33 protein-coding genes are annotated in these 25,955 nt (G+C 66.1%); 17 read left to right on the forward strand and 16 right to left on the reverse strand.

Features of this window, described 5'->3' with window-relative positions; all coding sequences use genetic code 11:
* Positions 1 to 45: 45 nt before the first annotated feature.
* Positions 46 to 675 carry an HAD family hydrolase gene (locus H4W80_RS39215; RefSeq protein ID WP_318787265.1) on the reverse strand — a complete coding sequence of 210 codons (630 nt, stop codon included), beginning with the start codon at positions 673 to 675 and terminating at the stop codon, positions 46 to 48.
* A 133-nt stretch (positions 676 to 808) separates the two neighbouring features.
* On the opposite strand from H4W80_RS39215, the gene H4W80_RS39220 reads away from it, so the two are divergent.
* Positions 809 to 2,611 carry an alkyl/aryl-sulfatase gene (locus H4W80_RS39220; RefSeq protein ID WP_192789679.1) on the forward strand — a complete coding sequence of 601 codons (1,803 nt, stop codon included), beginning with the start codon at positions 809 to 811 and terminating at the stop codon, positions 2,609 to 2,611.
* An 18-nt stretch (positions 2,612 to 2,629) separates the two neighbouring features.
* On the opposite strand, the gene H4W80_RS39225 is transcribed toward H4W80_RS39220, so the two are convergent.
* Together H4W80_RS39225 and H4W80_RS39230 are read right to left on the reverse strand one after the other, a co-directional pair.
* Positions 2,630 to 3,130, reverse strand: coding sequence for a hypothetical protein (locus H4W80_RS39225; protein ID WP_192789680.1), 501 nt, complete (start codon positions 3,128 to 3,130; stop codon positions 2,630 to 2,632).
* 34 nt (positions 3,131 to 3,164) lie between these two features.
* Positions 3,165 to 4,574, reverse strand: coding sequence for a purine-cytosine permease family protein (locus H4W80_RS39230; RefSeq protein ID WP_192789681.1), 1,410 nt, complete (start codon positions 4,572 to 4,574; stop codon positions 3,165 to 3,167).
* 67 nt (positions 4,575 to 4,641) lie between these two features.
* On the opposite strand from H4W80_RS39230, the gene H4W80_RS39235 reads away from it, so the two are divergent.
* From H4W80_RS39235 to H4W80_RS61575, 4 genes are all read left to right on the forward strand, one after another.
* Positions 4,642 to 6,033: an MFS transporter gene (locus tag H4W80_RS39235; protein ID WP_192789682.1), complete on the forward strand. Its 1,392-nt coding sequence runs from the start codon at positions 4,642 to 4,644 to the stop codon at positions 6,031 to 6,033.
* A gap of 113 nt (positions 6,034 to 6,146) precedes the next feature.
* Positions 6,147 to 6,512, forward strand: coding sequence for a hypothetical protein (locus H4W80_RS39240; RefSeq protein ID WP_192789683.1), 366 nt, complete (start codon positions 6,147 to 6,149; stop codon positions 6,510 to 6,512).
* Between the two features lie 97 nt (positions 6,513 to 6,609).
* Entirely contained in the window at positions 6,610 to 7,035 is a 426-nt protein-coding gene (locus H4W80_RS39245; RefSeq protein ID WP_192789684.1) for a hypothetical protein, read from the forward strand.
* A gap of 211 nt (positions 7,036 to 7,246) precedes the next feature.
* Entirely contained in the window at positions 7,247 to 7,735 is a 489-nt protein-coding gene (locus tag H4W80_RS61575; protein WP_318787266.1) for an NUDIX domain-containing protein, read from the forward strand.
* A 7-nt stretch (positions 7,736 to 7,742) separates the two neighbouring features.
* On the opposite strand, the gene H4W80_RS39255 is transcribed toward H4W80_RS61575, so the two are convergent.
* The gene (locus H4W80_RS39255) at positions 7,743 to 8,546 is read right to left on the reverse strand and encodes a PHP domain-containing protein (RefSeq protein WP_264086023.1); all 804 of its coding nucleotides are present in this window, start codon (positions 8,544 to 8,546) and stop codon (positions 7,743 to 7,745) included.
* A gap of 127 nt (positions 8,547 to 8,673) precedes the next feature.
* On the reverse strand, positions 8,674 to 9,660 hold the full coding sequence (locus H4W80_RS39260) for an MBL fold metallo-hydrolase (protein WP_192789687.1): 987 nt from the start codon (positions 9,658 to 9,660) through the stop codon (positions 8,674 to 8,676).
* A gap of 119 nt (positions 9,661 to 9,779) precedes the next feature.
* Between H4W80_RS39260 and H4W80_RS39265 the strand changes: the two genes are divergently transcribed.
* Positions 9,780 to 10,181: a family 20 glycosylhydrolase gene (locus tag H4W80_RS39265; RefSeq protein ID WP_318787267.1), complete on the forward strand. Its 402-nt coding sequence runs from the start codon at positions 9,780 to 9,782 to the stop codon at positions 10,179 to 10,181.
* A gap of 195 nt (positions 10,182 to 10,376) precedes the next feature.
* Here H4W80_RS39265 and H4W80_RS39270 read toward each other — a convergent pair whose 3' ends face one another.
* Together H4W80_RS39270 and H4W80_RS39275 are read right to left on the reverse strand one after the other, a co-directional pair.
* Complete coding sequence (locus tag H4W80_RS39270) at positions 10,377 to 10,985, reverse strand: DUF6461 domain-containing protein (protein WP_192789688.1); 609 nt, start codon at positions 10,983 to 10,985, stop codon at positions 10,377 to 10,379.
* A 7-nt stretch (positions 10,986 to 10,992) separates the two neighbouring features.
* Entirely contained in the window at positions 10,993 to 11,448 is a 456-nt protein-coding gene (locus H4W80_RS39275) for a hypothetical protein (protein WP_192789689.1), read from the reverse strand.
* A gap of 658 nt (positions 11,449 to 12,106) precedes the next feature.
* On the opposite strand from H4W80_RS39275, the gene H4W80_RS39280 reads away from it, so the two are divergent.
* Entirely contained in the window at positions 12,107 to 12,481 is a 375-nt protein-coding gene (locus H4W80_RS39280) for an STAS domain-containing protein (RefSeq protein WP_192789690.1), read from the forward strand.
* A gap of 115 nt (positions 12,482 to 12,596) precedes the next feature.
* Here the strand turns inward: H4W80_RS39280 and H4W80_RS39285 are convergent, their stop codons facing one another.
* Positions 12,597 to 13,178, reverse strand: coding sequence for a hypothetical protein (locus tag H4W80_RS39285; RefSeq protein ID WP_192789691.1), 582 nt, complete (start codon positions 13,176 to 13,178; stop codon positions 12,597 to 12,599).
* Positions 13,179 to 13,403: 225 nt separating this feature from the next.
* Here H4W80_RS39285 and H4W80_RS39290 point away from each other — a divergent pair, with 225 nt between their 5' ends.
* On the forward strand, positions 13,404 to 13,904 hold the full coding sequence (locus tag H4W80_RS39290; protein WP_192789692.1) for a hypothetical protein: 501 nt from the start codon (positions 13,404 to 13,406) through the stop codon (positions 13,902 to 13,904).
* Positions 13,905 to 14,063: 159 nt separating this feature from the next.
* On the opposite strand, the gene H4W80_RS39295 is transcribed toward H4W80_RS39290, so the two are convergent.
* Positions 14,064 to 14,390, reverse strand: coding sequence for a DUF6980 family protein (locus H4W80_RS39295; protein ID WP_378525740.1), 327 nt, complete (start codon positions 14,388 to 14,390; stop codon positions 14,064 to 14,066).
* A 371-nt stretch (positions 14,391 to 14,761) separates the two neighbouring features.
* Here H4W80_RS39295 and H4W80_RS39300 point away from each other — a divergent pair, with 371 nt between their 5' ends.
* The 3 genes from H4W80_RS39300 (at position 14,762) to H4W80_RS39310 (ending at position 16,416) form a co-directional block, all read left to right on the forward strand.
* Positions 14,762 to 15,133: a DUF4265 domain-containing protein gene (locus H4W80_RS39300; RefSeq protein ID WP_192789694.1), complete on the forward strand. Its 372-nt coding sequence runs from the start codon at positions 14,762 to 14,764 to the stop codon at positions 15,131 to 15,133.
* A gap of 202 nt (positions 15,134 to 15,335) precedes the next feature.
* Positions 15,336 to 15,767: a hypothetical protein gene (locus H4W80_RS39305; RefSeq protein ID WP_465263719.1), complete on the forward strand. Its 432-nt coding sequence runs from the start codon at positions 15,336 to 15,338 to the stop codon at positions 15,765 to 15,767.
* Between the two features lie 121 nt (positions 15,768 to 15,888).
* Entirely contained in the window at positions 15,889 to 16,416 is a 528-nt protein-coding gene (locus H4W80_RS39310; RefSeq protein WP_192789696.1) for an EF-hand domain-containing protein, read from the forward strand.
* 625 nt (positions 16,417 to 17,041) lie between these two features.
* Here the strand turns inward: H4W80_RS39310 and H4W80_RS39315 are convergent.
* The 4 genes from H4W80_RS39315 to H4W80_RS39330 form a co-directional block, all read right to left on the reverse strand.
* On the reverse strand, positions 17,042 to 17,263 hold the full coding sequence (locus H4W80_RS39315; RefSeq protein ID WP_192789697.1) for a hypothetical protein: 222 nt from the start codon (positions 17,261 to 17,263) through the stop codon (positions 17,042 to 17,044).
* Positions 17,264 to 17,596, reverse strand: coding sequence for a DUF6247 family protein (locus tag H4W80_RS39320; RefSeq protein WP_192789698.1), 333 nt, complete (start codon positions 17,594 to 17,596; stop codon positions 17,264 to 17,266). It lies immediately after the preceding gene.
* Positions 17,597 to 17,801: 205 nt separating this feature from the next.
* Complete coding sequence (locus H4W80_RS39325) at positions 17,802 to 18,029, reverse strand: hypothetical protein (RefSeq protein ID WP_192789699.1); 228 nt, start codon at positions 18,027 to 18,029, stop codon at positions 17,802 to 17,804.
* A 661-nt stretch (positions 18,030 to 18,690) separates the two neighbouring features.
* Complete coding sequence (locus tag H4W80_RS39330; RefSeq protein WP_192789700.1) at positions 18,691 to 18,912, reverse strand: hypothetical protein; 222 nt, start codon at positions 18,910 to 18,912, stop codon at positions 18,691 to 18,693.
* Between the two features lie 275 nt (positions 18,913 to 19,187).
* On the opposite strand from H4W80_RS39330, the gene H4W80_RS39335 reads away from it, so the two are divergent.
* Entirely contained in the window at positions 19,188 to 19,778 is a 591-nt protein-coding gene (locus H4W80_RS39335) for an ATP-binding protein (protein ID WP_225963900.1), read from the forward strand.
* Between the two features lie 177 nt (positions 19,779 to 19,955).
* Here the strand turns inward: H4W80_RS39335 and H4W80_RS39340 are convergent, their stop codons facing one another.
* Both H4W80_RS39340 and H4W80_RS61580 read right to left on the reverse strand, forming a co-directional pair.
* Positions 19,956 to 20,780 (reverse strand): inositol monophosphatase family protein, encoded by an 825-nt coding sequence (locus tag H4W80_RS39340; protein ID WP_192789701.1) that lies wholly within the window; start codon positions 20,778 to 20,780, stop codon positions 19,956 to 19,958.
* Complete coding sequence (locus H4W80_RS61580) at positions 20,777 to 21,313, reverse strand: DUF5919 domain-containing protein (protein ID WP_225963901.1); 537 nt, start codon at positions 21,311 to 21,313, stop codon at positions 20,777 to 20,779. Before H4W80_RS61580 ends, H4W80_RS39340 begins: the two co-directional genes overlap by 4 nt.
* Before the next feature lie 1,124 nt (positions 21,314 to 22,437).
* Between H4W80_RS61580 and H4W80_RS39350 the strand changes: the two genes are divergently transcribed.
* The gene (locus H4W80_RS39350) at positions 22,438 to 23,169 is read left to right on the forward strand and encodes a GntR family transcriptional regulator (protein WP_225963902.1); all 732 of its coding nucleotides are present in this window, start codon (positions 22,438 to 22,440) and stop codon (positions 23,167 to 23,169) included.
* A gap of 25 nt (positions 23,170 to 23,194) precedes the next feature.
* Here the strand turns inward: H4W80_RS39350 and H4W80_RS39355 are convergent, their stop codons facing one another.
* Positions 23,195 to 23,956: a hypothetical protein gene (locus H4W80_RS39355; RefSeq protein ID WP_192789703.1), complete on the reverse strand. Its 762-nt coding sequence runs from the start codon at positions 23,954 to 23,956 to the stop codon at positions 23,195 to 23,197.
* 171 nt (positions 23,957 to 24,127) lie between these two features.
* On the opposite strand from H4W80_RS39355, the gene H4W80_RS39360 reads away from it, so the two are divergent.
* The 4 genes from H4W80_RS39360 (at position 24,128) to H4W80_RS39375 (ending at position 25,731) form a co-directional block, all read left to right on the forward strand.
* A complete protein-coding gene (locus tag H4W80_RS39360; RefSeq protein ID WP_192789704.1) occupies positions 24,128 to 24,541 on the forward strand; it encodes a plasmid replication, integration and excision activator in 414 nt (137 codons plus the stop codon).
* Entirely contained in the window at positions 24,541 to 24,816 is a 276-nt protein-coding gene (locus H4W80_RS39365; protein ID WP_192789705.1) for a hypothetical protein, read from the forward strand. The genes H4W80_RS39360 and H4W80_RS39365 overlap by 1 nt, the downstream gene beginning before the upstream one ends.
* Positions 24,813 to 25,115, forward strand: coding sequence for a hypothetical protein (locus tag H4W80_RS39370; RefSeq protein ID WP_192789706.1), 303 nt, complete (start codon positions 24,813 to 24,815; stop codon positions 25,113 to 25,115). Before H4W80_RS39365 ends, H4W80_RS39370 begins: the two co-directional genes overlap by 4 nt.
* 100 nt (positions 25,116 to 25,215) lie before the next feature.
* Positions 25,216 to 25,731, forward strand: coding sequence for a hypothetical protein (locus H4W80_RS39375; protein WP_192789707.1), 516 nt, complete (start codon positions 25,216 to 25,218; stop codon positions 25,729 to 25,731).
* The last annotated feature ends 224 nt before the right edge of the window (positions 25,732 to 25,955 follow it).

The raw sequence follows: 25,955 nt of genomic DNA on the forward strand, positions 1-25,955 counted from the left end.
TAGCCACCCGACCTCGGCGTTCGCGTGAGCGACCCGGGGGTCCGGTCAGGCGAGCAGCAGATCGGCGGTCAGCTCGTCGAGGCCGGGCAGGACCCGCCAGGCCAGCGCCAGCGCGTCGGGAGCGGGCGGGTAGTGCGGGTGCGGCACGGCGATCACGCGCATGCCCGCCGCGTGCGCCGAACGCAGCCCGTTGCTCGAGTCCTCCACCGCCACGCACTTGCGCGGGTCCGCCCCGATCCGCCGGGCGGCCTCCAGATACCCGTCGGGCGCCGGCTTGCCGCGCTCGACCTCCTCGGTCGAGACCGTGGCCGCGAAGCACTCCTTGAGCTCGGCCGCGTCCAGCACCACGTCGATCAGCGTGCGCGGGGACGAGCTGGCCAGCCCCAGCGTGACGGCGTCGGACAGCCGCCGCACCGTCTCCACCGCCCCGGGCATCAGCGGCACCCCGTCGCGGTAGCGGGCGGCCATCTGGTCCACCACGCCCCGCGCGATCTCGTCGGGAGGCATCGACACCCCCAGCGAGTGCAGGTACGCGGCCCACTCCCCGGTGCTCATGCCCATGAGCCTGGACTGCGTGTCGGGCTGCCAGGTGCCGCCGTGTTCGGCGACGAACGCCCGGCGCACCTCCTCCCACACGGGTTCGGAGTCCACCAGCACGCCATCGAGGTCGAACACGCACGCTTCCATCCGCCCAGCCAATCACACGGCGTCGAGAAGCCGGGCCGGTCCTGTCCTTATTGCCCTAGATTCATGCTATTAGGGGTGTTTATTGAGCTATGTGAAGTGATTCCTGGGCACTCGGCTAGGCATGGCAGACCTTCCATTTCATGACAAGGACGACTTCGCGGACGCGGACCGCGGGTTCATCGCGAAGCTGAGCCCGGCAGTGATCCAGACTGCGGACGGCCGGGTCATCTGGGACAACGACTCCTACGACTTCCTCCAGGGGGAGTGCCCGGCGACGGCCCACCCCAGCCTCTGGCGGCAGGGCCAGCTGTGCGCCAGGCAAGGTCTGTACGAGGTCACCGAGGGGGTCTACCAGGTACGCGGCCTGGACCTGTCGAACATGACTTTGGTCGAGGGCGAGCGCGGCGTCCTCGTGATCGACCCGCTGATCTCCACGGAGTGCGCCGCCGCCGCGCTCCGGCTCTACCGCGAGCACCGCGGCGACCGCCCGGTCACCGGCGTGGTCTACACGCACTCGCACGTCGACCACTTCGGCGGCGTACGCGGCGTCACCGGCGGCGGCGTGCCGATCCTGGCCCCGGAGGGGTTCATGGAGCACGCGGTGTCGGAGAACGTCTACGCGGGCCCCGCCATGACCCGCCGGGCCGTCTACATGTACGGCCCCGCCCTGCCCCGCTCGCCCGAGGGCCAGATCGGCTGCGGCCTCGGCATGACCACCTCGACGGGCACCGTGTCGCTCATCCCGCCCACGACGGAGATCACCCGTACCGGCCAGGAGGAGACCGTCGACGGGATCCGGATGCTCTTCCAGCTCACGCCCGGCACCGAGGCCCCCGCCGAGATGAACTTCCTCTTCCCCGACCGGCGCGCCCTGTGCCTGGCCGAGAACGCCACGCACAACCAGCACAACATCGTCACCCTGCGCGGCGCCAAGGTCCGCGACGCCCGCGCCTGGGCGCGCTACCTGAACGAGACCGTCACGCTGTTCGCCGACCGCGCCGAGGTCGCCTTCGCCTCGCACCACTGGCCCACCTGGGGCCGCGGCGGCATCGTCCGCTTCCTCGAACAGCAGCGGGACATGTACGCGTACCTGCACGACCAGACGCTGCGGCTGCTCAACAAGGGCCTGACCGGGCCCGAGATCGCCGAGGCCATGCACATGCCGCCCGAACTGGAGCAGGCCTGGCACACGCACGGCTACTACGGCTCGGTCAGCCACAACGTCAAGGCCGTCTACCAGCGCTACCTGGGGTGGTTCGACGGGAACCCGGCGCACCTGTGGGAGCACCCGCCGAGGGAGAGCGCCGTCCGGTACGTCGACTGCCTGGGCGGCGGCTCGGCCGTGGTCGCGTTCGCCAGGCGCTACATCGGCGAGAACGACCTGCGCTTCGCCGCCCAGCTGCTCAACCACGCCGTCTTCGCCGACGAGGGCAACAAGGAGGCCCGCGACCTGCTCGCCGAGGTCTACACCCGGCTCGGCCACGGCGCCGAGAACGCCGTGTGGCGCAACTTCTACCTCATGGGCGCCCTGGAGCTGTCCGACGGCATCGTGCCCGCCGCCGTGGACACCACCACCTCGCTCGACCTGCTCGCCGCGCTGTCCGTGGAGCAGATCTTCGACTCGCTCGCCATCCGCGTGGACGGGCCGCGCGCCTGGCACGAGCGGCTGTCGATCGACTGGCACCTGACCGACCTGGGGGAGCGGTACCGTACGACGCTCTCGAACGGCGCGCTCATCCAGCAGCGCGACCCCGCGGACGAGAGCGCCGACCTGACGCTCCGGCTGACCAAGGACCAGCTCGTCGGGCTGCTGGCGGGCAAGGGCGTCGGGGGCGTGGAGCGCGAGGGGGACACGGGGGCGCTGCAGCGGCTGGTCGCGGTCCTCGACCACGCGACACCCGACTTCGCCATCGTCACGGCCTGATCCTTCGCCGAGCCATCGTCACGGCCTGATCGGGGACTCCTGCTCGGGCCGTTCGACCTCGCGGCGCAGCGCCTTGCAGGCCAACGCCTTGCAGGCCAGCGCCAGCATCGTCACCACCGCGGCCCCGACGCTCGGCCCGAGCACCAGCGGCAGGGTCAGCTCACCGGCGTGCCACACCGCCGCCAGGATCGCCGCCGAGGTCAGCACCGCCACCCCGAACATCGCCCCCCACAGCGGCAGCACGTCCAGGTACGCGAACAGCAGCGGGAACGCCAGCCACACGAACGGCGGCGCCGCCACCGCCAGCACCACCCATCCGGCCGTCACGAGCCCGAGCCACACGCCCCGCCGGACCCCGGACATCATCGGACCGGCGGCATAGGCGACGCCGAGCACGAGCCCCCCGACGGCCACGGCCACCCGGTCCTCGCGCAGCGAGCTCACCGCGGCGGGCACGAGAAGCCCGCAGGCCGTGGCATGCACCGCCCACCGCAGCAACCGCGACGGAATGTCCATCATTACTCACCAAGAGTAACCTCAGGATCCGGCGCCGTCACGCCTCGCGGCGCCGCCCGGCGAAGGTGGTGATCAGGAGGTACAGCAGCCCGGCCAGCACGAGGGCGATGACCACGCCGATGTTCGCCCCGGCGAACGTGCCCGCCTTCATCCCGTCACTCATCAGGAAGCCGACGATCCTGGCGATGTTCGGGTCGCTCGACGTGATCAGCCCGAGGCCCACGACCGAGGCCACGACCAGCGACACCAGTCCGGCCCAGTTGAGCGCGGGCGCGCCCGGCCGCAGCAGCCGCTCGTCGTACGACCTGCCGCCCGCGCGCAGCCGCCACATGTCCACCAGGAAGATCGCCACCCAGGCCGCCATCACGACCCCGATGATCGCCAGGAACGCCTGGAAGGTGGCGAGGAAGCTGCTGGACACGAACAGCAGGTAGTAGCCGCCGAGCACCATGAGCAGGCCGTCGATCAGCACCGCGTAGTGCCGCCTGACCGGCACGCCGAGCGCCAGCATCGACAGCCCGGACGAGTAGATGTCCATGATCGCCCCGGCCAGGAAGCCGCCGATGGCGGTCAGCAGGTACGGCAGTAAGAACCAGGTCGGCAGCGCCTGGGCCAGCGCGCCCACCGGGTCGCCCCCGGCGGTCTTGGCCAGGTTGGGGTCGCCGCCCGTCAGCAGCACGCCGAACACGAGCAGCACCATGGGCGGCACCGCGCCCCCCAGCGTCGTCCACAGCGCCACCGATCTCGCCCGGGAGTTCGCGGGCAGGTAGCGGGAGTAGTCGGCGCCGCAGTTGACCCAGCCCAGGCCCAGCAGCGTCATGGCGAAGACGACCCCGCCGACCCACTCGCCGGGGCCCGCGCCGCCGTTCAGCGACCCGCCGAGCTTCGGCAGCATGAGGGCCATGTAGACGACGGTCAGCACGACGAACGCGTACGTCAGGTACCGCTGGACCGCCATGATCAGGGCGTGGCCGTACACGCCGACCGCGATCACCACGACGGCCGCGACGGCGAAGCACACGGCGGTGGCCGTGGTGGCGGGGACGCCGGGCGCGAGCCGCCCCAGGATCGCCGCGCCGCTCTGCGCGGAGAGCGTGACGAGCACGATCTCCCAGCCGACGTTCGAGATGTAGGAGAAGACGGCGGGCAGCTTGTTCCCCTGGTAGCCGAACGGCGCCCGCCCCAGCGTCATCGTCGGCACGCCCGACCGCGTCCCCGCGACCGCGACCAGGCCCACCAGCAGGAACGACAGCGCGTACCCGACCGCCCCGGCGACGATCGCGGGGATCACGCCCAGGCCGAGACCGACCATGTAGACGCCGAAGGCGACACCGAACAGGGAGAGGTTGGAGCCGGCCCACGGCCAGAAGAGATCCCCCGGCCGGCCGCGCCGCTCGGCCTCGGGGACCGCGTTGATGCCGTTCTGCTCGACGGTCATCGTGTCCATGATCGGACGTTACTCGCCCCATACCCGGTAAGAGAACCCTTGGAGGGGCGATGACAATCTGGATGGCATGAGCGCGGAGACCGGGTTCGGCAGGCGGCGGCAGGCACTGGGCGTGTGCCTGGTGTCGGCGTTCATGACGGGTCTGGACGTGAGCATCGTCAACGTGGCGCTGCCGTCGATCCGCGCCGGCCTGCAGGCGACGGAGGACGGCCTGCAGTGGACGGTCTCCGGCTACGCGCTGACGTTCGGCCTGCTGCTGGTCCCGGCCGGGCGCATGGGGGACGCCAGGAGCCGCAGGACGCTGTTCATGTGGGGCGTGGCGCTGTTCACGCTCGCCAGCGCGGCGTGCGGCTTCGCCTGGGACATGAAGGTGCTGATCGCGGCCAGGCTCGTGCAGGGCATGGCGGCCGGGACGGTGAACCCGCAGGTGTCGGGGCTGATCCAGCAGATGTTCGAGCGGCACGAGCGGGGCCGGGCGTTCGGCGCGCTGGGCGCCACCATCGGCCTGTCCACGGCCGCCGGGCCGCTGATCGGCGGCGCCCTCGTCACCCTGTCCGGGCCCGAGCTGGGGTGGCGGTGGGTGTTCCTGGTGAACGTGCCGATCGGACTGGCCCTGCTGCCGCTGGCCTGGCGGGTCCTGCCGGCCCCGCGGCAGGACGTGTCGCGGCGGCCCGAGAGCATGGACCCGGTGGGCGTGCTCCTCCTGGGCGTCGGGGTGGCGGGCCTGCTGCTGCCCTTCATCCAGCGCCACCAGTGGGAGGGGAACGCCAAATGGCTGATCATCCCCGCCTCGCTCCTGATCCTGGGCGGTTTCGTGACGTGGGAGCGGTTCTACCGCCGCGAGCCTCTCGTGGACCTGGCGCTGTTCAGGAAACGCTCCTATCGCCTCGGCACGGCCATTGGGCTGTTCTACTTCGCCGGGTTCACCGGCATCTTCTTCATCTTCACCCTGTACCTGCAGAGCGGCCTCCATTACAGCCCCCTGCTGGCGGGCCTGTCGATCACGCCGTTCGCCCTCGGCTCGGCCTCGGCCAGCGTGGTGGGCGGGCGGGTGGTGTCCCGCGCGGGGCGCCGCGTGGTGGTCATCGGCCTGCTCACGGTGATCGCCGGCCTGTCGGCGACCATGGCCGCCACCGCGCTGGTGCCCGGACCCGGCGCGGGCCTGGCCACCGCCCTGCCCCTGCTGGTCGCGGGCATCGGCAGCGGCCTGGTCATCTCACCCAACCAGGCCATCACCCTGTCGGAGGTGCCGCCCGAGGGCGGCGGGAGCGCGGCGGGGGTCCTGCAGACGGGCCAGCGGCTGGGCTCGGCGATCGGCATCGCGACGGCCGGCTCCACCTTCTTCGGCGCGCTCGGCACGGACTGGGCGACCGCCTTCCGTCACGGCCTGCTGGTGATCCTGCTGTTCATCGTCATCTCCCTGTCGGCCGCCGCGTACGACCTCGCCCGCCCGAGTTAGCACCTCCGCTCGGGACCCCTCCCGACGCGTGGCCTGTAGAAAGGTCTTACCCCCTGCGGCCGGGCCACGTGAGCACGGCGTACCGGGCCGCAACAGCCGACGAAAGGGAGACCATGCACCCCCTGAAGGCCATCACCGCCCTGACCCTCGCCTGCGCGCTGGTCGCGACGCCGGTCCCGGCCGCTGCTGCTGCCGGACCGAACCTGCGGGCCTGCTACGACGGGAAGTGTAAGTTCACGTTCACGAGGGCCGTGAGCTTCCGCGTCTCCAGCACGTACGGCCTCGGCAGGGTGTACGTCTCCAAGCAGCACGTGGGCGGCATCTTCGACCAGGACATGGTCGTCGTGCGCGCCCCCGGCCTCAGCTCGTCCCTGGGGGAGGGCGCCAGAGGGGAGTTCCGGCACGGGAAAAAGCGCACCCTCAACTTCCGCGTGCTCTCGATCACCGACCAGGGGGCGACGATCCGTTTCGAAGGCTGACCGCCAACGGGCCGCGCCGAACACCGGACCTCATCACCGGCCGCTCCCCGCCCCCAGGCTAGGCTTCGGCGCAGGCTGGGAAGGCGGGGTGGGCACCATGAGGGCGAGGTTGCGGAGGTTGCTCGCGGGCGGGCGGGAGTTCGTGTGGAAGGGCGAGCTCCACCACGTGTCCGGCGGGCGCGACTGCCACAGGTGCGTCCGCCTGCGGGTCTGGGGCGCCGGGAAGAACAGCCGCGTGCTCCAGGCGGACCTGCTGTCGACGGCGGTCCTGCCGTGGGGCTGCGCGAGCGACAACTCCTACCCGACCCCGAAGGACGTGCGGGAGGTCATCGACCATGCGCTGAGGCGTGGCTGGGACCCTGACGCCGCCGGCGGGGTCTTCTTCCTGGGCGAGGACGAGCACGCCGCCGGGTTCGAGCTGACCGGTTTCCTCCTCACCGACCGCCTCAGAGACGAGGGGGCGCCGGACCCGACCGCCCGCGTGCTCAGCGCCTTCCAGCGCGCGACCGGCTCACCGCCCTAGCGCCGTCTCCGCCACGCGGCCGCGAAGGGGATCGGGTGTACCTGAAAGAAGGGACGCCATGCCGTGTCTCCACCTCGTACCAGGCGATCGGCTGGACCGGCGAACGACCTCGACTGCCCGCACACCGGGACTGACCCGCTCGTCGCCGCCTCCTGGAGTGCCGTGGCCTCCGAACCCCGAAGGCCACGGTCACAGCGTTAGCCTCGTGATCGTGACGACCAGAAACTCGCACTGCTCCTTCTGCGGCACGGCGTACGTCCCGGACCAGGAGTGGCCGCGGACCTGCGCCGGCTGCGGCAACACCAGCTACCTCAACCCGCTGCCCGTCGCCGTGATGGTGCTGCCGGTGGACGAGGGGCTGCTCGTGATCCGCCGTGACGTCGAGCCGCATCGCGGGGAGCTCGCCCTGCCCGGCGGCTTCATCGACCTGGGCGAATCCTGGCAGCAGGCGGCCGCTCGGGAGCTTCGGGAGGAGACGGGCATCCTCGTCGAGGCGGCCGACGTCCGGCTGTTCGACGTGCTCAGCGCTCCCGACGGCACGGTGCTGATCTTCGGGTTGGGGCCGCGTACGAGCTCGGCCGCCCTCCCGCCGGTGACGGCCACGGCCGAAACGACGGAGTGGCTGGTGATCGACGAGCCGCGGGAACTGGCGTTCCCGCTGCACACGCGGATCGTGGCGGAGTACTTCACCACGAATTGACCATCGGTCAGCCCGTACGCGTCCAGAAGTCATGGGGGTGACGGCCGGGCCGGAAACCCTGCGCCTCGACCATGGCCGTCGCCTCGTCGAAGCGGTGCGCGATCCCGGTCGGGTCGTGGGCATCGCTGCCGAAGGCGACCGCGTCCCCGCCTTCGTCGCGCCACCAGCGGACGATCTCGGGATGGAGCGGCCCCCGCGTGTTGACCTCCAGAGCCCGGCCGCTGTCGGCGAGCACGCGCAAGGCATGACGGAACTCGTCCTGGAACGCGTTCGGATCGTACGGCCCGGCCTGCGCAGGCCAGTAGCGAAGCGGGTAGTCGATGTGGGCGAGCACCGTGAAGGCGTCCGAGCTCTTGATCAGGCGAGGGATCTCGGCCAGGTAGTCCCGGACCACCTCCGCGGCCGGCCGCTGACGGTACAGGTATGGCGGTTCGGAGAACTGCCGCCCCACCGGCAGGCAGTGCAGCGAACCGAGCACCCGGTCGAACTGCCCGGCGTCGAGCAGGTTCGCGACCTCGTCGGCGTACCAATGCGGTTCGCCCAATTCCACCCCGGTGATGATGCGCAGGCCCGGAAACCGATCGCGGCAGCGCCGCACGCACTCCAGATATCCCTCGGAATCGAATCGCGGCGGAGCCAGCGTCCCCGTCAGCGTCCCGGCCGGCGTTCCAGCCGGCGTGACGAACGGCTTTAGCTGCGCGTATTCGTCGAGGTCGTCGGCATGGACCACCGAGGCCGTGAAGTCCACGTGCTCGGTGAACGCGACCGCGGGCAGCCCTGACTCCACCGCCCGCGCGCAGGTCCGCTCCATCGACCCGCCCGGCGCATCCCACGACCACTCGCTGTGAACATGATTGTCCGCAGGCAGCCCCACAACCCCGTCCTCTCCACCGGTCCTTTGCACCGTCTCTTATCGTGCGCGCCCTTCGGCCGGCCGGCTATATGGACATCGTCTCCGTCGAGCGCTCGTGCTGGTGCTGCTCGGGCAGGTGGCTTTCCGCATGCGCCCACACCACGACGTTGTCGTGCCGTCCCCGTTCCCGCTCTCGCTGAAAGAAGGTGACCACCTCCTGATCGGAATGGCGCAGGCTGAAATGGGTCAGCACGAACAGCGTGTCCGGGTGCGCCTCGATCACGGGTTTGAGCCGGCTCCACACCGTGTGCCCGACCCGATCGGCGCGAGCCAGCTCGCTGTCGTGGAGAAAGGTGCACTCGGTGATGATGACCGGATAGGTGAACAGCCAGGGGTTCCGCTCGAACACCGACACATGCGTATCGCCGAGGAAGGCGAAAAGAGGACGGCGTACCTGCCGGTCGACCTCCACGCCTTCTCGCCGCTTCTCGGCCATGATCCGGCCGAACGCCGCGCCGCGTCCTTCCCGAACCAGTTCGTCCCGCAGGTCCTGGAACTCGGGCAGCAGTTCCTTGACGTTCTCGCTGAACGCGTAGCCCACGCAGGGCACCTTGTGCTCGCATCTCACCACGCGCACGTGGTGGCCACGGGAGCCGAAAACGAATTCGTCGTCCTGCCGCACGCCGTGAAGACGGTAGGCCGGGGCCAATGCCGGATCGTACGGCGCCGCGTGATTCAGCTCGGAGGACGCGCGCAGGAAAGCCTCCACATACGGCAGCGCCTCGGCCGGCAGGTAGATGTCGGCACCGGACGGCCTGGAGGCGAGGTAGTCGAGATCCTTGGCGTGGTCGTGGTGCGTGTGCGTCAGGAAGACCGTCTCGGGCTGCCGCCCTTCACATAATCCGGCGTCGAGGGCGCATCGCAGCTCCGGTATGTGAAAGAAGGTCTTGTCGTTCGCCCGGGAGTAACCGGTGAGGGTGAACGTGGTGCCGGGGATCCGCCACGTCTTCCACTGCCGGAAAGGATGCCCCTTATCCAACAGGTCCGGATGCTCTTGGGAGGTCTGCGTCATCGGGTACGCCTTCCAGATGTTCGGACACTGGCCTTGTTGGCTGCTCGCCAGGTTCGCGGTCCGGCGGCGAAATTTCCAGTAAATATCTCTACCGGGCCGGCCGCCTTTCTCTCGGATGGGTGCACACGCTGGATGACGTCTACCGGTTCGAGCCCGTACCGCCCCGGCCGGTCGGAATGGGTCACGCGGCCCGCGTCATCGGCACCCAGGCCAACCTGTGGACAGAAGTCGCCGAAAATCGCGGGCGAGTGGACTACCAGGCGTTTCCCTGGGTGGTCGCGTTCACCGACGTGGCCTGGTCGGACCTGCCGGCTCCCGACGTGGCCTGGTCGGACCTGCCGGCTCCCAATGAACGCGACTTCGACGACTTCGAGCACTGGATGAACGCGGCACACTACGCCCGCCTGGACGCCCTGGACGTCGCCCACCGCCCGCCCGACGGACCCCGCCCCTGGCAGCAACGCCCCGGCATCCCCGGACGCCCGCAGAACAAACCCCTACGAACGTGGCGAATGGCCTGACCCGCCACACGGCCTGCAAGGCGACGAGCGACCTCCCCGCCGACCAGCCCCCTCGGAGCCGCCGCTCGATCGAGCAAGGCCCCTCGGCTCCCCCTCCACGCTCTTCGCCGCCCCGGCGACGCGCGCACCCTTGACCCTCACTCCAGAACCGAAGCACCTGCGCCTTCGCCGCCGAAGCCGTGAAGGACCTTGCTGTCAGGGTTTGCCGGCCTGACCAAACGAGCCGACCAGCGAAGGTCTGATGAAGTCGGCACGGTGCAGCCGCACTCCGGTGGCCCGCTCCGCCAGCGCAAGCGCGCTTGGCAGGGGTTGTTCGGTGAGATCGTCGAGGTCAAGCCCCAACTCGTGTACGTCGGCCAGGAGCGGATCAGGGTCGAGACCGTCTCGAAGGGAGTAGGCGTACCAGCTGAATGAGCTGATCAGCCGGCCGTCGACGAGATAGAAGAAGTAATCGTGCTTGAGGTCAACGAGCACGGTGGCCACGGCGGTGCCGACGGACAAGGAAACACGCTGCTCCCATGACATCCACGCCCATCCGTACTCGAGAACGGTCCCGCTCTGCACGGCATAGGCTGCGATCGGGAACCCGCCGGCAACCCCAGGGGCGGCCCCGATCCGCCGAAAGACTGCGTCGGGAGGCAACCCCCGCACGAAGGTCAGGCACAGCCCCGCCTCACCATCGCCACCGGTGCACTCCTCCGCCAGCCACACATAGTCGGCCGCCGGGGCCGAACTCCAGCCCACTCCGGCTCTCGGGGTGCTGGCGAGCGCGTCCCCCAGGGGCAGATGGCCGGCGATCTGCACCGGCCGATCAGGTGTCATAGAGGCCGTCCCATGGTGCATAGAACCCAAGGTGGTTGGGATAAAGCTCCGCGCACTCCTCGCCCTCATGATCTTCCAGGATCAGCCCGAACACCACGCCATCGAACTCCAGCCGAAACGGACGAATGGCGATGTCGCCGAACTCGAGGCCGGGCAACTCCGCAAGCCATTCGCCCAGCCGCCGATCGGCGGCGTCCACCGACTCCCTGTGCCTGTCATCGGCCCCGGTGCATTCGACGCGCGAGTCAAGGTAGTGACCTTCAGGGCTGAAGCGATGAAGAACGGCGTACCACCGCTTGTGGGACAACCAATCCTCTGTTCTCGAGTAGCCCTCCCGAAAGGCAGGAACAACCCCGCCAAGGAACTGACCATCGCGCCACTGGCCGATGCGGTCGGTGTGATAGTCGGGCTCGTACGAAATCGGGATGACCTCGGGATACGTCACGCCCCGAACAGTAACCAGCCCGTACGACAATCTCCCATTCCGCCTGCCGAGCACGCGTTACCCAGGACCCCTGAAAAAGCGGGAGCCGCAGGAAGCAACAACTTCCCGCGGCTCCGGTCTTCCACTCACGCGACATGGTTGGAAGGGCTCCAGCGTACTGTTCCAAGAGGATCTTTGGCGATGAGCCGCACCGCACCGCCTCCAACCGGCCGCGGCGGCACAGACCCAAAACACTCCGACTCAGCCGCCACCTTGATGAGCCATACGCCGCAATTTCGGTTGCCTGACTTCATGCCATCGACAACACTGCAGCGTGCACTCCCATGAGCACTTGATGGGCCTCGCGCCGATCGCAAGGACGGCCGGGCGGACCTTGCACTTGCGATCCCGACCGAGTCGGCAGTAGCCGTACTACCAGGCGCACTCGATGGCATGAACACGACGAAACCCATGTTCATCAACCCCGACCAGGGCACCACGCCCGGGCAACGACCTTGACCTCTGGTCTGCTCGCCCTCTCCCGGGTCGACGCCGGGCGGGATGATCAGGCCTCCACTTCAGCTACCCACCGCCCTGCCTCCACCACGGCGATCATCCCGAAGTAAAAGCCCTCCGGGAGGCAGAATGGAGGGCAATCGGCAGAGACGGGGGTTGCAGCATGAGCGAGCAACCTGGCGCTGCGCTGCAAATTCATGGGGCGCTGCACGATTGGTATGCGGTCCTGCACGTGAGCGGTGAGTTCTCCCGCGATGCTCGCTTAGGGTCTCGTCTTCGCGATGCGATGGCGGCGCTGCCCATCCCCGATCCGCCTTATCTGGTCCTCGACCTTGCTGGCGTTGCCTCTTGGGACAGCTGGACCATCGGAGCGATTCTGTCGAGCGCGAAGCGGGTGATGACAGGCGGCGGAGCATTGGTCGTCGCGGCAGCTCCCGCCGACCTGCTGGCGCACTGCCGACAGACAAGGCTGGACCGGCCGCTCAGATTCTGCGAGACGGTGGAGTCGGCCGAGGAGCAACTGCGCTCTGGCACCTGAGCGTCGGTACGGCGCTCAGCCAGCGAGTTGGATGAGCACGGCGTCGTAATGCCACGGCGAACTGTTGCAGATCCAGTTTTGGGCCTGAGCACCGCATGCATGGGAAGCCAACCACTCACCCGCCTTTGTAGCTGTACCAACGGCCCTTCAAGTAGCTGTAGCTCTCGCCGTACTTTCCGGCTATATCGTTTGGCTCGCCGGTGGGCAGCCAGATGAAACCTTTGTCGTCGCCAAGAAACCAGTCCCGTACACCGAACTGCGCACTGCCGGGGAGTCCTTCCCCGGTGACGCCGTCGTGGTACTGCGTTCCGTCGCACACGCGGTACAGGCCTGCCCATTGGCAGGGCTCTTTGCCGCTGGGACTCACGGCCACGGCTTTGGCGTAGGCCTCCATGCTTGTCTCGGAGAGTGTGAAGCGAATCCAGAACGGCGCGTCCGTGACGAGCGCGAGCATGACGCCGCCTGCGACAACGAAGGGCAAGACCCACCGGTACTTCAGGTCCTGTGCCAAAGTCCCCTTGTGCTCGGCCCACACCATCCGGATCGCCCAGTGGGCGAGCAGAAGCGCGCCGACAGGGATCGCGAGGAGAAACATCTCGAACTTGTCCCAGTACGGGTAGCTAGCCCGTATCAAGATGACAGTGGCCACGGCCGAGAAGACGATCAGAAACGGTAATCCGGGCGGTTTGCTGATCACGGCGTCACCCTAGCGTTGTCCGGTGACACCAGAGCAGCCGACTAGCCTGGCACCAGGCGACAGTGCGGCGCCTGGACGTCGAGTTCGGTGATGCGGCACAGCGACGCTACTGGGCGGGATGATCAGTTCCGCCCCTTGCCATCTACGAACCTCAGGCTCGCGCGCTGACCATCTCAGAGTCAGAAACCCCGCTTGGAGGCGAGTTCTCAAGGGATGCTGAGTGCTGTGCCTGACTTGTTGTGGGATGACGTTAAGGTTCTCTTCGACCCTGAGTTCAACGGAGCGTTGCCTGACGTGGTTGTAGAGGGGACGACTGTCGAGGACTGGCAGGTGCTGCTGGATCTCGTTCGGGCGCAGGGTTGGCAGTACGCCTACTCGGTAGGTGGCGAGCCGATGGAGTTTTCTTCGGCGGCTGACATGGCGGCGGCCGCCTACGGCGCCGGCGCGCCTGAGCTGAGGGTCACGCCCGAGCTGAGAGTCTGGCCGATTCCCGAAGTGCTGATGATCTTCCGGATGTATCAGACTGAGTCCATCGACTTCGATGTCGATCTCAGAGAGTTGCAGGGGCAGGAGCGATTGGACGTCCTGGTGGATGTCCTCTGCGTGATCGGACGGCGTCTCGGGAAGTCCGTGTTGATGAGCGCGGAGGGATCTCCTGGTCGTCCAGATCTTGGGTTCGATGTCGAGGCCGACCGGGTGGTAAAGATGGTTGATCCGGGCGTGTAACCGCTGTTGAAGAGCTTGGGGATGGGGCTCATGCCGACCGGCGCATCTCCGTCACGCTGGCAACATGATCGCGGCGGTCTTGACCTCATGACGCGTATGGGACGGACCTGTCGCCCTGACCGCCGTGAGGAGAATGAGATTCTTCCCTGGTTCACGAGATCAGGACTGCAGCCAGCGTCCATCGCGGTATTCGATCGGGATCTCGTCGTCCCCTGGGTCGATCCCAAGCGCCTCCAGCTCATCGAACCACCGGTCTCGACGAGAGTCGGGCAGCCGTGTCCCACACCAGGGACAGAACGAGATGATGACGGAGGAGCTGCCGCCATCATGGACCAGCAAGCCGTACTCGACGAACCGCTCATCGAAACTGATCAGCATGTCTGGGCAGCAGGAGCGATCCGGATGCCGCCCGCAGTTCCGAGTTACCTGTCGAACCATCGACTCGCAGCAGTGCTCGACCAAGGACGCCTCTCCCTCTAATGGCACGCAGAGATCGACAACTCTAGACAAGATCAAAGCCTGGGCGCTGAATCCATCGGCCTACCTGGGCCTCTCGGACGGAGAGCGGGTGACGAGAATCGAACCCGCGCTGTCAGCTTGGGAACTCTTTCGAGATTGTGGCGTCTGAGCAGGGGAACGCTGACCTGGCGTATGCGGGTCGAGCGACCGTGATTCCCTGTGGGCCGCCGACCGTACGGGCATGCAGTGGGAACGACGCGGGCTGTCAAGGTATGTGCTTAGTCCGATCGCCCCGGAGGCGCGTCTGACACGATGGGGGTGTGTCACGCCCTCTCCCACCTTCGGCTCCCGAGGGTCATGTCAGTTTGTTCGTAGATCTCAGTCCGTCCGGGAAGCCCGTGTTCGAAGTCCTGCCTGCGGCCAGGCTCGGTAATGATCGTTATGAGCTGCTTGGAAGTCCTGGTCTCGCTCTCGGCTGTGCGGTAGGTGACATCATCCGGCGTTCGCCTGATGGCCGATTCGTAGTGGAACTCAAGGGCGGCCAGCACTGCGTTCAGGCGGCCGCCATGGGGCCTTTGCCTGACGCCGGACTGCAGACTCTCTCGAATCTGGCTCAGCGATTCAAGGGCATAGCTGAATGGCCTCACGACCGGCGCTTGGCCGTGCTGACGCTTCCCGAATCAACCTTCCTTCCGGAAGCGGAATCGGCTCTCGATGCTTGGGCGAACACAATTCCGGACGCTCGATGGTGGTTCGGTAATCAGGAATGATGCGTCGGCGGTGTCGTGTGCCTTGATTGTGCCATCGGAGATTGGCGACCAGCCTCAAGCCTTCCCGGTCTCCATCCGGTCTGCCGTTGACCCGACCGCGGAGCGGCAGCGGGCCGGCTGGAGCCGGGGGAGGATCATCAATGTTCCCTATCCTCCCTATGGGTGGCTCGAACCCTGCACCGGCCCGGTCCAAGATCAATTAATGAGGCGCTCGTCCGGCTCCAACTCAGCACCCGGGATTGTGGAGCCGAGGAGCTATCCCAGCCCTGACGGAGTGGATCGCACCGCGCCGCACACGTTCTCCACCAAGAAGGACGCGGAGATCTGGCTGACCAACAAAGAGGCCGAACTGCTGGCCGGCGACTGGCTGGACCCGCCTCTCGGGAAAGTCGCTAAAAGTGCGGCGAGGCGTGGGTCGATGAGCGCCCGCGGTCGAGGTGGCTCGCGTCCGGAAGTGGCGAAGGCGTACCGGCTCCTGAAGGCCATCTTCAACACGGCTGTGGAGGACAGGCTGATCAAGGCCGATCGCGGACCCGTAGTCGGCCGCAAGGTGGCTGTGGCGCGATCGACCGCACGTGCTCTCGGGGCGGCCGAGGCAGTTCTCTGGTCCTCCCTGACTCCGTCCTCCGGATGAGCATTTCCTAGGTCACGAACCAGAGCCTCCACGCTACGTAACAGTTTCGTCACTCAAATGAGTATAGTCACGATTAGTGATCTATCGAAAACATTGAGTCTCCCGAAGAGCGGAGGCGGATGTGGCCAGTGAGTTCCAGCGTAGAAAGGTCGGCGGAGTCTTCCGGGCGATGGATGTGGACGGCGACGGCCGACTGACCCAAGCCGACTTCCAGGCGCTCGCCCACCGCTGGACGGCCGTCGGCGGGTCCGTCGACCCAGAGCGACTGGCCTCCATCATGACCGGTTGGTGGCCGGTGCTCCGGGCGGCCTCCGACCCTGGTGGCGATGATGCCGTCTCCCTCGACGAGGTGCTTCGCGTCGTGGAAGGACTCGGTGACATGGCCGACGCGGTCTCCGGCACGGCCGACGCGATGTTCGAGGCCATCGACTTCAATGGCGACGGCCTCATCTCCTGCTCGGAGTACGGCGCGCTCATCGAGACGTGGAACGGGGCGCCCGCGGCGACCGATGAGATCTTCCCGCGCCTCGACCTGGACGGTGACGGCCACCTCACCCGCGATGAGTTTCGCATCCACTGGACGGAGTTCTGGGCCGGCGACGACCCGGACGCTCCCGGAACCTACGTATTCGGCGCGCTGTCGGAATAGCCCGAAGGCGGCGTCCTCAGCGAGGTCGTAGAGCGCACCGAACGCCGGGGCGTTCCGCTATGACAGGACGTTGTCACGGGTGGAGGGTGCGGTCCTGCGCAGGTTCGGCTCCGGCCGTTGTTCCACACCGTGTCGTCGATGGCGGTGCATGGCCCGACCGGGCGGATGATCAGATGCCCCGCAAGCCGCCACAGGACGTTCCGCTCCTCCGGGGCGTCATCCTCGTTCGCGGCGAACTCCAGGACCAACGTCTGGTCCTTGCCGAGGCGCCGGGGTCGGGAGATGGTCCTCGGGCCGCCCAAGTATCCCGCAGGCGCGGGTACATGAGGATCTATGTGAAGCGGGAGGACGATGCGCTCGTCTTCGCGGGGGTCAAGGGCGGCCCGATGCGGCGAGCGGGTTCTACAAGGTGAGCGGTTGGACGTATGCGTACGGGCCATCGGGGTGCCGAGGCTCCATCCGCACGACCTCCACCACGCGGAGAACACGATCGCGGCGGAGCCGGGTACGGGGCTCAAGGACCTGATGGTTCGGATGGGCCATGACGGCGTGCGCGTCGCGATGATCTATCAGACCCGCCTGGCGTTCTGGTACCCGCTGGATGATCAGCGGCCCAAATGGCACGCTAAGACCAATAGGCTCGAACAAGATCAAAGCCCAGATCTTGAAAATTCCGGTCGACCTGGGCTTTCTGCTGTGGAGCGGGTGACGGGAATCGAACCTGCGCCGTCAGCTTCCAAGGAGCGGTCTCCAGCAGCGCAAACAGATCCGGGAGCGGATGCAGTGCGTGATCGGGTAGCGCGGAGATCTGTTCCTCGGCTACGGGGTCGATGATGAGGTTGAACACCTAGACATCGATCCCACGAGCAGCAAGGATCTCTCGCCATGGCCTCCCCTGAGGAACCGGTTCGCCGGCCAAGGCCTGCTGGGCAAGGACGTGCATCTGCCGGCGTCCTTCGGGATCCTTTGCGGTGTCACACGCGGAGATCCACCAGCGGTGCACGAAAGCGTTCAGCGCTCCAAGATCCAGGGTCACCCTGACCTCGTCGAGCACAGCCTTGAGCCCGGCATCGAAAGCCTCGCGATCTTCCGGGACGACCAGCGCGGCACGGATGGCCCGCAGGTTCTTCTCAGGCAGAGGCGAGCCGACGGAGATGAATTCCTGCGGCTGTGCGGTCATGCCCGCTTCCTTCCCTTCCTCTAGAGACTACAGAGGAAGGGTGACATCCTTCACGCACCCACGAGAGCTGGGCCTGCCAAGCCCTGTTCAGAGCCGTTCGCGCGGCTGCTCGTCGGGACCCTGGCTGTTCAGATCCGCCCCGGTCAGTTCGTGATCGTCCGCTTGAGAGGCGCCACGCTGTGTGCTTCCCCGCGGTGCAGTGATCTCAGAGTTTGTACAGCTTGTTGAATGGTGTCGTGATTCGTTCCTGCCGTGATCCGAAATCGACGACCACGGCGACCTCGTCTTCTACACCGATGACGACACCAAGGCCATACCGGTCGTGGGTCACCTGGTCGTTCACGCTGAACCGCTCGGCAGGCGGGGCGGGTGGCGGAGGTTTGAAGGGACTTGTGGACAGGTGAGGGCGGGACTGGCCGCTTGCTGACTTCATTCCCTCCAGTATGCGCCGCTTCTGAGAACGCTCACGACGTGGGATCGACAAGCTCGCCTAAATGATCAAGGTCCGGGTGAGGATTCGACTCCGGATTTGGGCCTTCGAGTTTGGAGCGGGCGACGGAAACCGAATCTCGCGCTGTCGGTGGGGACCGGCTACGCGGTCCTGAGCTGGGAAAGCCGAGGCAGGTCAGGGTGGCCGGTTGACCGTGGAGGTGGGACGGGCGCGGGTCGGCATCCCGCAAGCGAGCATCCCGCGCTTCCAGAGCACCTGAGCACCTACGTCGGCATCGAGCCGGGGGCGCTGCTCTTCCCCGGCGCGAAGGGCGGACCGTTGCGGGCGCATCGGTCAACACGCATACGAGCTGGGTTGACGTGGTCAGGGACATGGGCATGCCTGGCCTGCACTTCCGTGATCTGCGTCACGCCGGGAACATGGGGCCGAGTCGGGCGCGAGGCTCAAGGACCTGATAACCCGATGGGACACGACAACGTGCTTGCGGCGGCGATCTATCAGCACGCCGTAAAGAGGTGCCGACAAAGCCAGCCGAAACGGACGAATGGCGATGTCGCCGAACTCGAGGTCAGGGGAGTTCGGCGAGCCATTCGCTCAGTCGCTGGACCGCGGCATCTACCGACTCCCTGTGCCTGTCGTCGGCTCAGGTGCACTCGATGCGCGAGTCAAGGTAGCTGCCATCAGGGCTGAAGCGGTGGAGGATGGCGTACCACCGCTTATGTGACAACCAATCCTCGGTCATTGAGTAGTCCTCCCGGAAGGCGGCTACGACCCCGCCAAGGAACTGGCCATCGCACCACTGGCCGATGCTGTCGGTGTGGTAGGCGGGCTCGTATGAAATCGGGATGACCTCGGGATACGTCACGCCCCGAACCGTAGCCACCTTGTACGACAATCTCCTGTTCTGCCCTCCCAGAACGGCTGACGCTCCCAAAGCGATTCGCTAACTCGTCTTGTCGAAGTTGTCATCACAACCGAAGATCTTCCTGCCCGGGCCCGGGCCTTGCGGATGGTGATCATCCCGGAGCCGGAGCGCCCCCGCCGGAGGCTTTGTTTGTGCTGTCACTCATGCGTATGGCTCACGCTGTTCGACGAGAAAATATGGTTGCTGGAGCTGGGTGAGTTGTCTAGGTTGCCACGGTGGGCGAGGTTGCGGAGTTGAACGGTCCTACGCTGTTGTGCATTGTTGGACCTCCAGCGGTTGGCAAGATGGCGGTCGCCTATGAGATCGCACAGCTGACCGGGATGAAGGTCTTTCACAACCATTTGGCTATCGAGCCGGTGCTGCGGTTTTTCGAGTTCGGCAGCGAGCCTTACGTGCGTCTCGTTGGCGAGTTCAGACGACGGGTCTTTGAGGAGGTGGCCGCTAGCGATCTGGCTGGTCTGATCTTCACGTTCGTGTGGGCGTTCGACGATCCTGCAGATGAGGCTGAGCTGGAGCGTTACGCTGCTCCGTTCCGTAACAGGGAAGGACGGGTTTTCTATCTGGAGCTGTCCGCGAGCCAGGAGGTGCGTCTGGAGCGGAACAAGGGGGAGCTTCGCCTGGCTGAGAAGCCGTCGAAACGTGATCTCGACTGGTCGCGGCGAAACCTTCTGGAGATGGACGCCAAGTACCAGCTGAACTCGAATGGCGAGTTCACGGATCGGGCCGACTACTTGCGGATCGACAATACCGAGCTGTCGGCGGCCGCAGTCGCGAAGCTAGCCATCAAGCACTTCGGTCTCAGATAGCGGTTACGAGTATGGATTGCTCGGCTTGGAGATCGTGGGACTGGGCGGCTTCATCCGTCCATGCGCGGCCCGAGCACGGCGCGCGCGAGAACGGCCCCCAGGCCGCACGCGCAGCGTGCGGCCGAGCGCAGGGCCGCGCCGGCGGCGCGGAGCGTCGCCGCTTGATACCTACAAGAACTATTCGGCAGTGCGCTGGTTGTGCCTGGCGGCCTTGCAGGCCTCGGTGATGAGTTCGATGAGATCGGCTATGAGTTTCGGGCTTGCGGCGATGGTTGCGTGGGCGCTCATGCTGTGGGGGCTGCCGTCGAGGTCGACGACCGCGGCTCCGGCTTCGCGGGCGATGATGACGCCGGCGGCGGTGTCCCATGGGTTGTTGGTGAGCATGATGTTGGCGTCGATCTTGCCGTCTGCGACCCAGGCGAGATCGATCGCGGCTGAGCCGAACATCCGTATGCGTTGGACGCGTGCGGCCAGTTCCTGGGTCAGGGCGAGACGGGGCCGGTTCCGTTCGTGGGCATTCGTGCCCACGGCATAGTCGCCGATGGCCACGATGGCGGTTTCCAACTCGCGGGCATCGCTCACTCGAATGTCGGATCCGTTGGCTTGAGCACCTGCCCCTTCGGCTGCTGTATAGCGGATATCGAGGAACGGGAGATCGATGACTCCGAGCGTGGGCATGTCCTTGTCGATCAGCCCGAGAGATACCCCGCACAGTGGGATGCCGTGCAGGAAGTTGGCTGTTCCGTCCAGCGGGTCGAGTGCCCACATCAGGCCGTCACCCATGCGGCTGACGCCCTCTTCTTCACCGAGGAACCCGATCTCAGGTGTCTCTCGCGACAGGAATTCGCGTACGGCGTGTTCTACGGCGTAGTCCACTTCTGTCGCCATGTCACGGTCACCTTTGGCGGTGACGACACCGGGAGTCTTGGTTCTGATGATGTCGCTGGCGATTGATACGGCGCGTTCGGCGATGGGGAGAAGCGTTCGGGCGTCGATGGTCATACAGGTTTGCTCCGCTCCCACATATCCCTGAACACCTGGTCGAAGACGGGGAACAACCCCTCCGCGGCGGTGTTGTCTTTGATCACGAAGGTTGGCGAGTCGACTCCGCGGGACTGCGGTAGATACGGCTGGACCACGCAGAGCGCCCGGTCAACGATCAGCAGGTTGAAGCGGATCGTCTCGTCGTAGACGTGGAGTTCGAGGCGCTGGGCCGACGCGGTGTCGAGTCGATCGCGCAGCCTGGTCAGCATGGTGATGTTAAGTGCTGTGAGGGTCGTCAGAGTGTTGTCGGTGTAGCGCTCTTCTGCTTCGCGGGCGCGGATCGCCTGGCCTTTGGGGTCGAGGAAGAGGCAGCGGATGCGGGTGCCGGAGTCCAGCAGGCGCCTGAGCTGATGGTCGGGGTGGCTCTGGCAGATGATGTTGAGCGACAGTCCCGCCGCGCTGATCTCCTTCGCGCTGTCGAACATCGCCGATGGGGGATAAGCGGATGAGAAGGCGGAGCGGCTGCTGAAGACCGCGGTTACGTCGGCCATCTGCGGCATCGCGCAGGCCGCAACCTCGGGGCCGGCGCTTCGGGCTGGCTCTGGCTCTGTCCTCGGCGTGGGACTTCGACGGCGCCCGTGGAGAACAGCTCACGTGCGGACTTCCCCGGGAACATCGCTTCCAAGACGCGGCAGTGGCCCGAGTAGGGCAAGCCCTTGAGTTCGCCTGTCAGCCATCGATGGAGCTGCGCACGGCTCGGCCAACCACCCTGCAACGACGGGTCCACCTTCTTGGCGGCTTTGTCGTACTCCTTACAGAACGTGCTGTAGGTCTGCCAGTGGCGTTGCGTCAGAAGGATCTTCAACAGGATCGGCTGGTCAGTCATGATCCGCGCCTCGGGCTGGGGTGCCATACAGGCCCAGGTTAGCGACAGAGACGGGCTCGGACGAGACAAAGAAGAGACGAACGGAGACGAGTCGATCACAGACGGTACTCGCGGGCGATCGAGACGTGACAGTCTCTCGGGCAACCCTCGTTACATGACTGCGCCATGCGACTCCTGCTCCGGTCGGGGCTGGAAATACGTCAGCCTCCGCCGAGGCGTTGTGGCGGCCGAGAACTCGGGCGATGCCACTGTCGATGACCGACGCCGGGATGACTGCTGGCGGTGCAGCGGAACGGGGCAGGCGGGTGCGCTGCTGTGAACATCTACGCTGGCTGCTTTGCGCCTCATGTTGCTCCGCCTCGACCCGATCACATGCGCTTGGTCTGGCAGGAGGTCGCAAAGGAGCAGGGTCCCCCGCGTGTGGTCGAGTACACATGCGGGTGCGAGGACACGGCTTATGAGCTGTGTCGTGAGGCTGGCCTCCTCTATCTCCGTCGGACTGAGCGACGCGACGGGGTGGTGCAGACGGTCCACGAGACGTATCGCTGGCGGGCCAAGGAAGCTCTAGGTGTCTGGAATGCCCTTCTCGACGGTGGGGCTCTTTAGTGGGCGTGGCGCTGGGTGAAGTTCAGGGGCGCCCTTCGTCGCGTCTAGGGGGTTGGAGGAGGGACTTTCTGATGCGCAGCGAGACGGTCCTTCCACCAGTTCGTACCTTCCCGTGCTTTGGGGGAGACAGGCTGTCCAACTCGAACTAGGCTTTACGACAAGTCGAGTTGTTGGATGGTCGTCATGTCGTCTGAAGAGTTCGCGCCACCGAAGTACGCCCAGATCGTGCAGACGATCAGGCAGAAGATCGCGGACGGGACCTATCCGCCCGGGTCCCTGCTGCCGTCGGAGACGCAGCTTGTTCGAGACTTCAAGGTGAGCCGTCCGACAGTCGTCCGTGCCCTCCAGGTTCTTCAGCTCCGTGGGGTCATCGAACGTGAGCATGGCAAGGGGTCCTTCGTGAAGGCTGCCCCACCGGGCGCGTCCAGCCAAACCCCTCGTCCGGGCCGAGCTGTCCTGGACCGGGTGGAAGCCGACGAGAACTGCACGATCATCGATGCTGGACCACTAACGGCTACTGCTGCGGTCGCGAAGCTGTTGGACGTGCCGGAAGGGTCAACGGTAGTACGGCGCCGTGTTCTCTTCCGTGATGATGACCGGCCAACCGACCTGTTCACCATGTGGTGTCCCGCGCAGCAGGCCGAGGGGACACAACTCGGCGAGGCGCAACTGCTCACCGCCGGCATCAGGCAACATTTCCGGGCGAGCAAGGGACTCAAACTGCAACACGTCGTTGAAAGGCTGAGCGCTCGTCACCCCTCGGCCGACGAGTCGAAGGCGTTGCAGATTCCTAAGTCTTCGGCGGTCCTCGGGGTGCTTGCGAGCATCTTCAACGGTGGTGGGCGGCCCGTGCTGGTGGTAGACCTCGTCCTTCCAGGCGACCTCCATGAGTTGGAGGACTCCTACTCGCTGTAGGCGAAGCCTCCGCGCGCAACCAGACCTACTCGTACCCGACTTCGCGCTCGTTAGCGACTTCGTTGGCTGGGGGAGCCTGGATAGTTACCTCTGGACGCCAGTCGGAAAAACGAGTGTCGAAGATGAGGTCGGTTGAATCACTGTTCTTCTCAGAGGTCACCAATCGGCGGACCAGTCCCTTGGAGTCGGTGGATAGCCGCCAGTTGAGTACGACCGTCTTGTAGTCGAAGCCTTTGGGATAATCCGCGCGAAGCGATGAGGAGACTTTGTATATCTCGCCGAGCGAAACCGCTCCAGAGTACAGAGTCTCGCCTTTACCGCGGCGAACCGTGGTAGTCGACTTGAGCAACGCACCCAAGGTGGCAGGCTCGAGTACGTTCACCATCTGCAGGAAGCCGACCGCAGGCTGAACTTTGTCGTTCCTCAAAACCCACTGCTTACCTTCGGGCAGTACCGGGCTTCCATCGTTAAATATGCGGCCCCAGTAGTACATTCGACCATCAACGATGATGTCCCTGTGATGCTGAGGTATGTCCTCGTATCCGAGGGTCATGAGGGTGCGGTCCGAGGCGACCGGGCGGCCTGACCGATCGAGCTTCACCAGGACTTTCGCTCGGATGCCAACAATCTTCTTGGTGGGTTTGGTACCTCTCTCTACGATCGTGACTCCTCTGTACTTGGACAGCTGAGCCTTCAACGCGGACACAGGATCGGCAGCCTCAGCGCTCGCCGGGAGCGCGGTCATGGCTAACAACACCACCGTCACGGTAACGACGAACCGCTTCATAGAGCCTCCAGACTCGAAGTCGTCCAGAATTCTGCCGATTCGTCCGCCGTCGGGCCAAGTGGTTCTAAGAAAACTTGCGAACTTGTGTTGTCGAGCACCGAAAAGCTGGGAACCGTCACGGCAACTCGACAAGACGAGTTAGCGACAAGACGACTAGCTAGGATCAGCCTCATGGCACTGCAAGGTCCCATCCCCGTCACGTTCGACATGGTCTTCCCGCACGGCTGCTACATCGTGGGCGAGGTCGAGCCCGTCAAGGACTTCGACGCCTCGACCAACGGACGCTTCGTCCAGACCCGCGACAAGCAGAGCGGAGAGCTCGTCTGGCAGGTCAGCGTCATGGACGCGGACCCGTCGCTCAAGGCGGCTCAGAAGACCGTCTCCGTCAAGATCCTCAGCCCGACGCAGCCGGTTCCTCCGGCTCCGATGGCCGGACTGCCGTTCACGCCGGTCGAGTTCGACCACATGACCGCAACGCCGTACGTCAACCAGGCCGGGCGGCTGGCGTACTCGATCAAGGTTCGCGAGATGCGTGCTCCTCGTCCGGCCGGTAAGGCGACAGCCACTGCCAAGGACGCGGCGTGATGGGGCGGCGTAAGGCGCGTCCGGCCAGCACGATCAACCTCAAGGTCGGCCGGGGCGCTGACGTGCGGAACCATCCGTATCCGCAGCAGTCGCCGGTCCTGGGGCTCGTCTTCGGCGGCACACAGGTGCTCGTCACCATATCGGCCAACGATCACGTCACTCTCGACGACGTCGAGTTCGCTCGGAGTCTGGCGCGGGAGGCCGCCTTGTTCGCGGGTGCGGTGGAGAGTATGTTCCACGGTCTCCCGAACGGGCTGGGGGTGGCTGGTCGATGACGCTCAGCCCGTACACCTATGTCACCGTTTCCATGCGTCCCGGTCAGCCGTCGAGGGTCAGCGTCGCCTTCTGCTCGGCGGAGCTGCGGGCGCGCGCCTGGCTCGGGGAGAGCGGCAAGCCCTGCTTCGACCTGGACACCTCGGACGCCTCGGTGACCGTCTCGATCTCGGGGTCGGTGACCGATGACGACCTGACCGTTGCTCGCGAGATCTTCAACGCCGCCGCTCGGTACCTGGCCGACTGCGAGCGGCTGCACTCCGGCCAGACAGACAAGGCCACCGCTGGCGAGGCGGCCTGATGTTCAGTGGGGCCGCAGGAAGCGGCAACTCCCGGCGGCCCCTCGGTCTTCCGCACACACACGACATGCTTCGAAGGACTTCACCCTAATGTTCAAGAGGATGCCCGGCGACGAGCCGCACCGCATCGTCTCCACCACCCCCGACACGGCGGTGGTCTTAAAACCGGCCGTGCTGCAGACCCCGGCCATCATCACTCTGGTCATCTTCACCGCCCGGTTCGTGGCCGACCTCTTCCGGCTGGGCAAGCGAATCGTCGGCATCCCGCAAGCGATCATCCCGGCCCTGAGAGAGCACCTGCGGCTCTACGTGAAGCCCGAGGCAGGAGCGCTGATCTTCGCCGGGATCAAGGGTGGCCCGATGCGTCGGAGTGGGTTCAACAAGCTCTCCGGCTGGATGAAGGCCGTGCGGGCGATCGGCCGACTCGGGCGCGGGTCTCAAGGACCTCATGGCGCGCATGGGGCACGACAACGTTCAGGCCGCGATGATCTACCAGCACGCCGTCCGTGGAGCCGACAAACTGATCACGAAGCGATCGACAAGCACCTCATCGGGCACGAACTGGCGCGCGACGAGGATGACGACAATCCGCCTGGCCTGCTGGTGCCCGCCGGATGACCGGGAGCCCTAATGGCACGCTAATGGCACGCAGAGATCAAATACCCTAGACAAGATCAAAGCCCAGGTACCGAATCCATCGGTCTCCCTGGGCTTCCGCTATGAGAGCGGGTGACGGGAATCGAACCCGCGCTGTCAGCTTGGGAACTCTTTCAGGATCATGGCCTCCGACCAGGGGAAACGCTGACCTGGGTATACGCCTGTCGAGTGACCGTGAGCCCCCG

It is taken from the genome of Nonomuraea angiospora (assembly GCF_014873145.1).
Lineage (GTDB): Bacteria > Actinomycetota > Actinomycetes > Streptosporangiales > Streptosporangiaceae > Nonomuraea > Nonomuraea angiospora.

Bases quoted from the DNA above. Each gene is read 5' to 3' on its own strand.
- H4W80_RS39225 (WP_192789680.1), bottom strand. From the start codon at position 3,130: ATGATGGACATTCCGTCGCGGTTGCTGCGGTGGGCGGTGCATGCCACG.
- H4W80_RS39370 (WP_192789706.1), top strand. From the start codon at position 24,813: ATGACGCTCAGCCCGTACACCTATGTCACCGTTTCCATGCGTCCCGGT.
- H4W80_RS39340 (WP_192789701.1), bottom strand. From the start codon at position 20,780: ATGACCATCGACGCCCGAACGCTTCTCCCCATCGCCGAACGCGCCGTA.
- H4W80_RS39305 (WP_465263719.1), top strand. From the start codon at position 15,336: ATGAGGCGCTCGTCCGGCTCCAACTCAGCACCCGGGATTGTGGAGCCG.
- H4W80_RS39360 (WP_192789704.1), top strand. From the start codon at position 24,128: ATGGCACTGCAAGGTCCCATCCCCGTCACGTTCGACATGGTCTTCCCG.
- H4W80_RS39365 (WP_192789705.1), top strand. From the start codon at position 24,541: ATGGGGCGGCGTAAGGCGCGTCCGGCCAGCACGATCAACCTCAAGGTC.
- H4W80_RS39320 (WP_192789698.1), bottom strand. From the start codon at position 17,596: ATGACCGCACAGCCGCAGGAATTCATCTCCGTCGGCTCGCCTCTGCCT.
- H4W80_RS39375 (WP_192789707.1), top strand. From the start codon at position 25,216: ATGCCCGGCGACGAGCCGCACCGCATCGTCTCCACCACCCCCGACACG.
- H4W80_RS39280 (WP_192789690.1), top strand. From the start codon at position 12,107: ATGAGCGAGCAACCTGGCGCTGCGCTGCAAATTCATGGGGCGCTGCAC.
- H4W80_RS61580 (WP_225963901.1), bottom strand. From the start codon at position 21,313: ATGGCCGACGTAACCGCGGTCTTCAGCAGCCGCTCCGCCTTCTCATCC.
- H4W80_RS39255 (WP_264086023.1), bottom strand. From the start codon at position 8,546: ATGGAGCGGACCTGCGCGCGGGCGGTGGAGTCAGGGCTGCCCGCGGTC.
- H4W80_RS39260 (WP_192789687.1), bottom strand. From the start codon at position 9,660: ATGACGCAGACCTCCCAAGAGCATCCGGACCTGTTGGATAAGGGGCAT.
- H4W80_RS39355 (WP_192789703.1), bottom strand. From the start codon at position 23,956: ATGAAGCGGTTCGTCGTTACCGTGACGGTGGTGTTGTTAGCCATGACC.
- H4W80_RS39325 (WP_192789699.1), bottom strand. From the start codon at position 18,029: ATGAAGTCAGCAAGCGGCCAGTCCCGCCCTCACCTGTCCACAAGTCCC.
- H4W80_RS39235 (WP_192789682.1), top strand. From the start codon at position 4,642: ATGAGCGCGGAGACCGGGTTCGGCAGGCGGCGGCAGGCACTGGGCGTG.
- H4W80_RS39350 (WP_225963902.1), top strand. From the start codon at position 22,438: ATGTCGTCTGAAGAGTTCGCGCCACCGAAGTACGCCCAGATCGTGCAG.
- H4W80_RS39220 (WP_192789679.1), top strand. From the start codon at position 809: ATGGCAGACCTTCCATTTCATGACAAGGACGACTTCGCGGACGCGGAC.
- H4W80_RS39240 (WP_192789683.1), top strand. From the start codon at position 6,147: ATGCACCCCCTGAAGGCCATCACCGCCCTGACCCTCGCCTGCGCGCTG.
- H4W80_RS39245 (WP_192789684.1), top strand. From the start codon at position 6,610: ATGAGGGCGAGGTTGCGGAGGTTGCTCGCGGGCGGGCGGGAGTTCGTG.
- H4W80_RS39230 (WP_192789681.1), bottom strand. From the start codon at position 4,574: ATGGACACGATGACCGTCGAGCAGAACGGCATCAACGCGGTCCCCGAG.